At 39.3% G+C, this 7516-nt stretch carries 6 protein-coding genes; 1 reads left to right on the top strand and 5 read right to left on the bottom strand.

What is annotated here, in order from left to right; genetic code table 11:
* Positions 1 to 558: 558 nt before the first annotated feature.
* Entirely contained in the window at positions 559 to 2091 is a 1533-nt protein-coding gene (locus PLL47_RS13060; RefSeq protein WP_324446775.1) for a TraB/GumN family protein, read from the top strand.
* 267 nt (positions 2092 to 2358) lie between these two features.
* On the opposite strand, the gene fhcD is transcribed toward PLL47_RS13060, so the two are convergent.
* From fhcD to PLL47_RS13035, 5 genes are all read right to left on the bottom strand, one after another.
* Entirely contained in the window at positions 2359 to 3252 is an 894-nt protein-coding gene (gene fhcD / locus PLL47_RS13055) for a formylmethanofuran--tetrahydromethanopterin N-formyltransferase (protein ID WP_324446773.1), read from the bottom strand.
* 661 nt (positions 3253 to 3913) lie between these two features.
* Positions 3914 to 4393, bottom strand: a complete 480-nt coding sequence (locus PLL47_RS13050; RefSeq protein WP_324446770.1) for a chemotaxis protein CheD — start codon at positions 4391 to 4393, stop codon at positions 3914 to 3916.
* Positions 4394 to 4548: 155 nt separating this feature from the next.
* Positions 4549 to 5175, bottom strand: a complete 627-nt coding sequence (locus PLL47_RS13045; RefSeq protein WP_324446768.1) for a chemotaxis protein CheC — start codon at positions 5173 to 5175, stop codon at positions 4549 to 4551.
* A 111-nt stretch (positions 5176 to 5286) separates the two neighbouring features.
* Complete coding sequence (locus PLL47_RS13040) at positions 5287 to 6162, bottom strand: CheR family methyltransferase (RefSeq protein ID WP_324446766.1); 876 nt, start codon at positions 6160 to 6162, stop codon at positions 5287 to 5289.
* Positions 6163 to 6245: 83 nt separating this feature from the next.
* Positions 6246 to 7373 carry a chemotaxis protein CheA gene (locus PLL47_RS13035; RefSeq protein WP_324446784.1) on the bottom strand — a complete coding sequence of 376 codons (1128 nt, stop codon included), beginning with the start codon at positions 7371 to 7373 and terminating at the stop codon, positions 6246 to 6248.
* Between the last annotated feature and the right edge of the window lie 143 nt (positions 7374 to 7516).

Here is a 7516-nt window from a genome sequence, read left to right as displayed (position 1 = left end):
CTCTTGTAGGAGTGCTTTCCAGAACAGACCTGATACGGATACTCAAACTCAGATCAGAATAATGAACCAACCAGGACAATAAACCAACCAGGACAATAAACCAGCCAGGACAATAAACCAAATCAGAAAGATAAGTAATTTATTAATGTATAGTTTTATATTTTCGAAGTATAGTTTAATATCCCAGGTTTAATATCCCAGATGTGAAGATTGTATTTAGGTTGGCTGTTTAAAGATCAGCCACTTACGGATCAGTTATATAACATACGCACCTTAACAGATGTAACTTATTTAATGTGTATCTAACATATATAACTTATTTAATGTGTATGGTTAATATACCATACATTAAATTACTTGTACGTTAAACCGTTCACTTGATATCTCAAATTCGCGGCGGTAAGTGTTTAAATTCGGAAGTATAACAGATAATTTAACATATTCTGGCAATAAGCTGAAGGTAAATAATGTATCTAACAGCAGGTATAAAACATAAAATACTATGTTCTATACATTTTTGTCCGGCACTTCTAATCTGCCGCAACAAAGAGACTGATTATGAAAAAATACGAAATTACAAATTCTCAGGACATGGGTCCTGAATATAATTCTCAAAGTTCATCTCAGGAGTCAATATATTCTATGGACAAACCTATAGAATCCAGGGAAGGCAACGTTTCTGCCGGGGAGTTTAAATTTTCCGATTCTTCAATCAACAAGCCAGAGGAAACCAGTTCGCCGGCATCTACAGCAGAAGTCGAACAGGTTGAGGTCAAGCTCGATACAGATGCCGGGCGTATTCATGAACCTTTTCCTGAATCAGCTTCGGAGCTTTCAATTCCTTCTTCCCAGCTTAAAAGCCCGGACGGGAACAGTCCAGCTGTTGAGTTTCAGCCTTCAAAAGTTGTGCTTATAGGCACTGCACACGTTTCCGAAAAGAGCGTTGAGGAAGTCAGAAACGCTATCCGAAAGCTTAAGCCAGATATTGTAGCCGTTGAGCTTTGCAGGGCACGTTATGATTCTCTGAAAGGAAACGTTCCTGAAACGAATCAGGTTCCAATAAAGGAAATTCTCACTGAAGGAAAAGTGTATTACTACCTTGTCCACTGGCTACTTGCTTATGTGCAGAAAAAGATCGGTGACGATATGGGTGTAAAACCTGGTTCCGAGATGATTTCCGCAATCGAAGAAGCAGAAGCTTCAGGAGCCAAAGTAGCTTTAATCGACAGAGATATTCAGGTGACACTCCAGCGTTTCTGGGGCCGCATGAAATTTATTGAGAAAGTTAAGATGCTGAGTTCTCTCATAGGCGGTCTGATAGGAATAGGGAAAGGAGCCGAGATCGATATCGATCAGATCACTCAGCAGGATGTTGTCACAGCTCTTGTCAGTGAGCTCAGGGAATTTGCCCCGACTGCAGCTGAAACTCTCATAGACGAAAGGGATGCATATCTTGCAGGAAGTATTGTCAGGACGGCTGCAGGTGGAAATAAAACTATTGTTGCGGTGATTGGGGCCGGACATAAACCAGGAGTAATTAACTACCTCAAAAATCCAAAGAGCATTCCTCCTCTCAGCTCTCTTATGGAGATTCCGAAAAAACGCTTTGGCATTGGGAAATTTATTGGTTTTGCTTTCGTCGCCGTTATAGCTGGATTCTTTTTGATGCTGCTGCTTTCCGGCGTTCCGCTGAAGCTTCTTTTGATAGCTTTCGGCTGGTGGTTCATTATCACAGGAACGTTGAGCGCAATTGGCACTCTGCTTGCAGGCGGCCACCCTTATTCAGTTCTTACCGCCTTTTCGGTTGCCTGGCTAACAACTCTACACCCTCTTATTGCCGCAGGCTGGTTTGCTGGTCTTGTAGAAGCAAAACAGCGAAATCCTACTGCTGCAGATTTAAAAGCTCTGGCAGGGATAGAAACCTTCAGGGAGATGTTCAAAAATAAATTCATGCGAGTCCTCCTTGTTGCAAGCTTTGCAAATATAGGAAGTATGACAGGGACAGTCGTTGGAGCTTATGTTACGATGCATCTCATAGGTCTTGATCCAAGAGATATTCTCCTTTCCGGATTCAGTGCCCTTGGACTCTAAAAAATACGCCAGATCTCTCAAAAAGCACTCCTGGACTCTAAAAAGCAGTTCTCTGGCAGTGAGGTAAGCTCTCTGCCTTCCAGAATTTTTTCCTATTCATTTATTCTTTAGTTCCCAGCTCACATTTTCCTTTCCTGAAGAAATTTCTCGTTGTGCATACAATTCACTTCCAATGCAGGATAAGGTGAACAGTTACGAAAATAAAATGAAACTAAATTGACAAAAAAGGAAATTTTGAGCTCAGAAGAGCTCATTAAATCTGAATTCTTAGAAGAGATCGTGAAGCTTGAACTGGTACTTACCTAGTTTGCCGCCGTAATTGCCTGCGGAGATCTTCTTGACTCCGGGGACAGTAACCGCAGCTTCTATTCCGGCTTTCATGGCTGCTTTTATGCTTGCTTCATCAAGCCCGTTGATGACGATTTCATAAACAGCGTTGACATCAGCAGGAATTTCGCTGTTTTCTACTTTGCCCTTTATGGAGGGACAGAACTTTTCATTTGCAGTAGCTTTCAGGAATTTGTACTTGTTTGCTCCGGACTTGGACCCGCTTGCAACGATACCTCCTGGGAAGGGGGTAATTGTACCTTCAAGCTCTGAAATTGCATCTACAGCAACCTCGGCTGCAGTCAGGGCGCTCATCTGGGAGTCTCCGAATATAAAGAAGTTTCCGCCTGCAATTCCGGCTACGGCTCCTATATTGTCTTCTGTCACGAAATCCCCTTCCATGATCGGGACTTTGTATACCTTGCGGCCTGCAACCTGAGCTTCGGACTCCATTCCGTCCCCGAAGAATTTGAGTTTAAAGCCGGTATTAAATTGTTTTTCAGAATCAGGAAGCCCGTTAAATACTGCAGTTGTAGGAGCGGTAAGTACGCACTGCCCTATCCTTTCGAGCAGCTGTTCTTCAAGAGCTTCGTATTTGAAAGTACAGATTTGAATATAGACTCCAGGTCTACCGTCAGGAGTCTCACTGGGGCTTGCGAACCTTTCAATTCCCGCTTCTGCAGGGCACATTATAACTGATGTCCCGAAGCCGGTAGCTTCTGTGGCTGCGACCTGAGCCCAGCGCTTTGTTGCTGCTGTTATGAGCACTCGTGCAATCTTGATCGGAAACGCTTCTGCATAAGTATCTTCAATTTCTACTCCATTGATTTCCATGAAATTCCCCTAGTTTACTTTTCGTTATCTGTTTCATATTGTTCAGGCTTGATGTCTGCTATAAACAGCATGTTTCAGTTTGGTTTAGCGTGCTTTAGTATACTTCAGCAATTCAGTATACTTCAGCAATTTGTATCAGTAAATCTAGCATACTCCGGTCCAGCATGTTTCAGCGCAGTCCATCCAATCCTTTATTTTCTTTTAGCCTGGTTAAGATATTCTTGAACTATTTATACTGTTTTAAATTTATGCTGTTTTTAACTGGTCTTTCCATGCTGATTGCCAATGCTCGGCTGTATTTTTATGCCATATAGAAAAAGTCTCGTAATTACAGCGTTACTTAATCTCAGGCATACACTTAAAGTTTTATGGTATTTTTCTCTGGGTTTATTAACCGGTTTCAAGCGTTAGTTTTCTTGCCTGTAATCGATTAGATAATGAATGTCTATTATAATATTTATGTCAAATATATAATTTTTCGAAGAAAAGAAATCAAATCTAACTTAGACAGTTATAGGCTATTGGAAAAGGGTAATAGAGATAATAAACATGGTGGTATCAGAAAAGGGTGATAGAGATAATAAACAGAATGATATCATAAAAGGCTAATTGAAGGAACTAACAGGGTGAGTTTCTGGAAAAGTTATTAGTTTTGTTATTCTTAGATTATTTTGTCGCCTTTTAGAATTGTCTTTATAAGAAGATCCCCATTAAAAGTGTCGAATATTACTGTGCGCCCATAGTTTTTTCCAGTATCTTCAGCTATCACCAATATTCCCAGTTTTTTCATAGTCTCTTTCGCGCTTTTTATGTTCCTCTCACCTATATTCAGGCGTGAATTTTCGAACATTCCTGCTCCCCCAACAATTTTTGCTTCAAGTTTTTCTATCGACCCCCCTCTTTTAATTATTTCATTTACTAGATACTCTATTCCCGCATCTGTAAACTTGGCAGGATTATCTTTTATCCTTGAATCTTTTATATTCGGAAGCATGGTATGAAGAAGGCCTCCTATCTTTTCCTGTCTATCATAGAGGGTTATTCCCAGGCAGGAACCCAGTCCGGAGGTTTTAATTTTTACAGGGCTTCTGGCTATTGCGCAGTCCCCTATTCCGACCATAATTATGTCCGAATCGGCCAATTTGTAAAAACCTCCTTATGATTTTCTAGTTTCATAATTTGCTAGTTCAATAGTTACTGGTTAAATTTGGTTTAAAAATTTGTTAGTTCCAAAATTACTGGTTAAGTTCTGTTTAAATTTTAATGCTTATGTTGTGCAGTTCTAATAAAGTAAAATTAAGGATTTTGATCGACCATTGCGTTTATTCTTTCTAATAAACGGTTAAGAGATTCAGGATCAAGTAAAGTCAATATATTCCCTTTAATTTTCTTTTCTTTTATTGTAAACTCTGCATCAAGTATGAGTGCAAAATCTGCGATGTATCCCATTTCCGTTACAACTGAATTAAAAATGGAGTCAGACATGTCATATGTTGCATAAGGTGTTGAGATCGAAAGGTTGAGCTTCAAAAACTCTGAAAGGGAAGTTATGTAGGTTCCTGCCATGATGTGGCTAACTTCTTCAATTAAAGACAGCTTCAAGGGATCTGTCAGCTTTTTTTCTCCTTCTTCGCCTGAAAGGCTCAGGTAAAGGCTTTTTGCGCTGATTTCAGAGAAAAAGACAAGGATATAACCATTGAGGTCTTCTTTTATACGTATTAATGTACCCATCACCGGGAAATCTGAAAAGCCTTCTATTTTCGGTATGTCTTCGATCAATCCGAACCTTATATCGATAACTCTGGTATAGACAAGGCTATTAACGAGCCTGGAAAGAGAGACCGCTGAGTTTCCTATTCCTATATTTCCTATTTCTTTCAATGCTCCATATTCAAATTCTCCCAAGCTTGTGATCTCTTCCATGAAATTCCCCTCAGTTTCTATTCCCTTCAGTTTTCCCGGATTACTCTATAAATTCTAGTGCTCTATAAACCCTAATCTTCTTTTGTAAACTTTGATTTTCTTTTATGAACTCTAATCTTCTTTTATATACAGGCGTTCTCTTGCATTATAAGGCTTAAAGCGATTTGAGGCATTTCCAAGTAGTGTTTCGGCTTTTCCTATCACAAAGAATCCACCTTTATTCAATGCCTTATGAAAATTAACCTGTAATTGTTCCTGAATTTCTTTTTTAAAATAAATCATCACATTTCGGCAGATTATAAGGTCAAAACGGTCTGTGCAGGATTCTGATATCATATCTTGCCGTTTAAAACGTACTATACCTCTTAACTGGTTAGAAATCTGGTATGTTTCACTCTGTTTCACAAAATAGGTTTCTTTTGTACTGGCATCTACATTTTTGAGTACATTTTCAAGGTAAATTCCTTTTCGAGCTTTTTCAAGGCTTAAAGTGTCAATGTCAGTTCCTATTATAATTATTCTATACTTATCAAAGTCTTTCCCAAGAACTCTATGCAGCAAAATGGCAAGAGAATAGACCTCTTCTCCTGTTGCACAGCCTGCACTCCAGATACGGATTGATTTTATAAGCGAGTCTGATCTGGATTTTATCAGAAAAGGAATAACTTCTTTTTCAATTACATCAAAGGTTTCCGGGTTTCGGAAAAACTCACTGACATTTATTGTAAGAGCATTAATGAGACGTTCACGTTCAATCGGATTTTTTTTCAGCAACCTGAGATATTCCTGGTAATTATCTGAACTGGTAGCTCTGACCCGGACATTAACTCTTCGCTTGAAGTGGGCTTCTTTATATTGTTCACAGTTAAAACCAGTACTTTCCGTAATCTCTCTTTTTAATAGTTCAAATCCCACATCTTCTTCAAGATTGTTGCCTGTTTTTATTTTTTCTTCATCTATCTTTACTCTATATTTATTTTGTTTCATTCACGTTCATTTCACCTGCATATATTTACTCACTTATCATTATCTTTATAACTCCCTTAAAATTACTCCTTAAAATTAAGGTTTCAGGCTATGGAATTAATGTCAAGGATTAAAATGACACTTCCATCTCCCATAATTGTTGCTCCTGAGAATCCGCGGGTCTTTTCCAGCAGCCTGCTTTTGAAGTTTTTTATAATTACTTCCTGCTTTCCAAGAAGTGAGTCCACGACAAGTCCTATATATTGTCCGGCTTTTTCAACAATAACAACAACAAGGCTTTCTTCATTTTGTAAATCAGGCAATTGAAACAATCTGCGCAATCTCAGCAGGGGAAGTGCCTTTTCGTTTATCAAAATAACCTCTTCACCCCTTATATGCCGGACTTCTTCGTTTCTTACAGAGATACTTTTTACTATATTTGTAAAAGGAATCGCGTATCTCTCCATTCCTACTTTTACAAGCATAGCCTGATAAAGAGCGATTGTTATGGGAAGCTTCAATTCGAACCTTGAACCTGACCCTGGTTTTGACTCCACCCTTATAGAGCCTCCCAGTCTTTCAATTCGGTTCTTTACGATGTCCATCCCGACTCCTCTGCCTGAAAGATCTGTGACCACGCTGGCAGTGCTGAGCCCCTGTGCGAAAATTAGCTGTATTGACTCTCTCTCAGAAAGCTTTTCGGCTTCCTCTCTTGAAATGATCCCTTTTTCCAGTGCAGCTTTTCGGATTTCTTCTGGATCTATCCCTCTTCCGTCATCTTCTATCCTTATAAGAACATAGTTTTGCTGCCTTGAAGCTGTAATCATTATATTGCCGGTTTCGTCTTTCCCGGCCTCTGTACGCTTTTCTGGAGTTTCTATTCCGTGATCGACTGCGTTTCTTAGCAGATGCACAAGAGGGTCTCCAATTTCTTCCATAATCGCTCTATCGAGTTTGATTTCCTTTCCTTTTATTATAAATTCAATTTTCTTATTTTGCGCTCTTGAAAGATCCCTTATCATTCTGGGATACATATTGGTTATGTGATCCAGAGGAATCATTCTTATTTCCAGTACTTCTTCTTGAAGCTCCCTGGTCAGCTTCTGGTAATCGGAAAGTGCAACCTCCAGATCCTTTGATTTTGATTCTCCTGTAAGCTCTTTTACCCTGCTTCTGTTTATTACGAGCTCGCCAACAAGATTCATCAGCTTATCTAACTGTTCAGTGCTGATCCTTGAACTCTGTATTTTCGAGCCTTTTCTTGAGCTTTGTATGCTTGAGCTTTGTATGCTTGAATTTTGTATTCTTGAGCTTTGTATGCTTGAGCTTTGTATGCTTGAGCTTTGTATGCTTGAGCTTTGTATGCTTGAGCTTT

Source organism: Methanosarcina sp., from assembly GCF_035390745.1.
GTDB lineage: Archaea > Halobacteriota > Methanosarcinia > Methanosarcinales > Methanosarcinaceae > Methanosarcina.
This window is presented reverse-complemented; position numbering and strand designations above follow the sequence as displayed.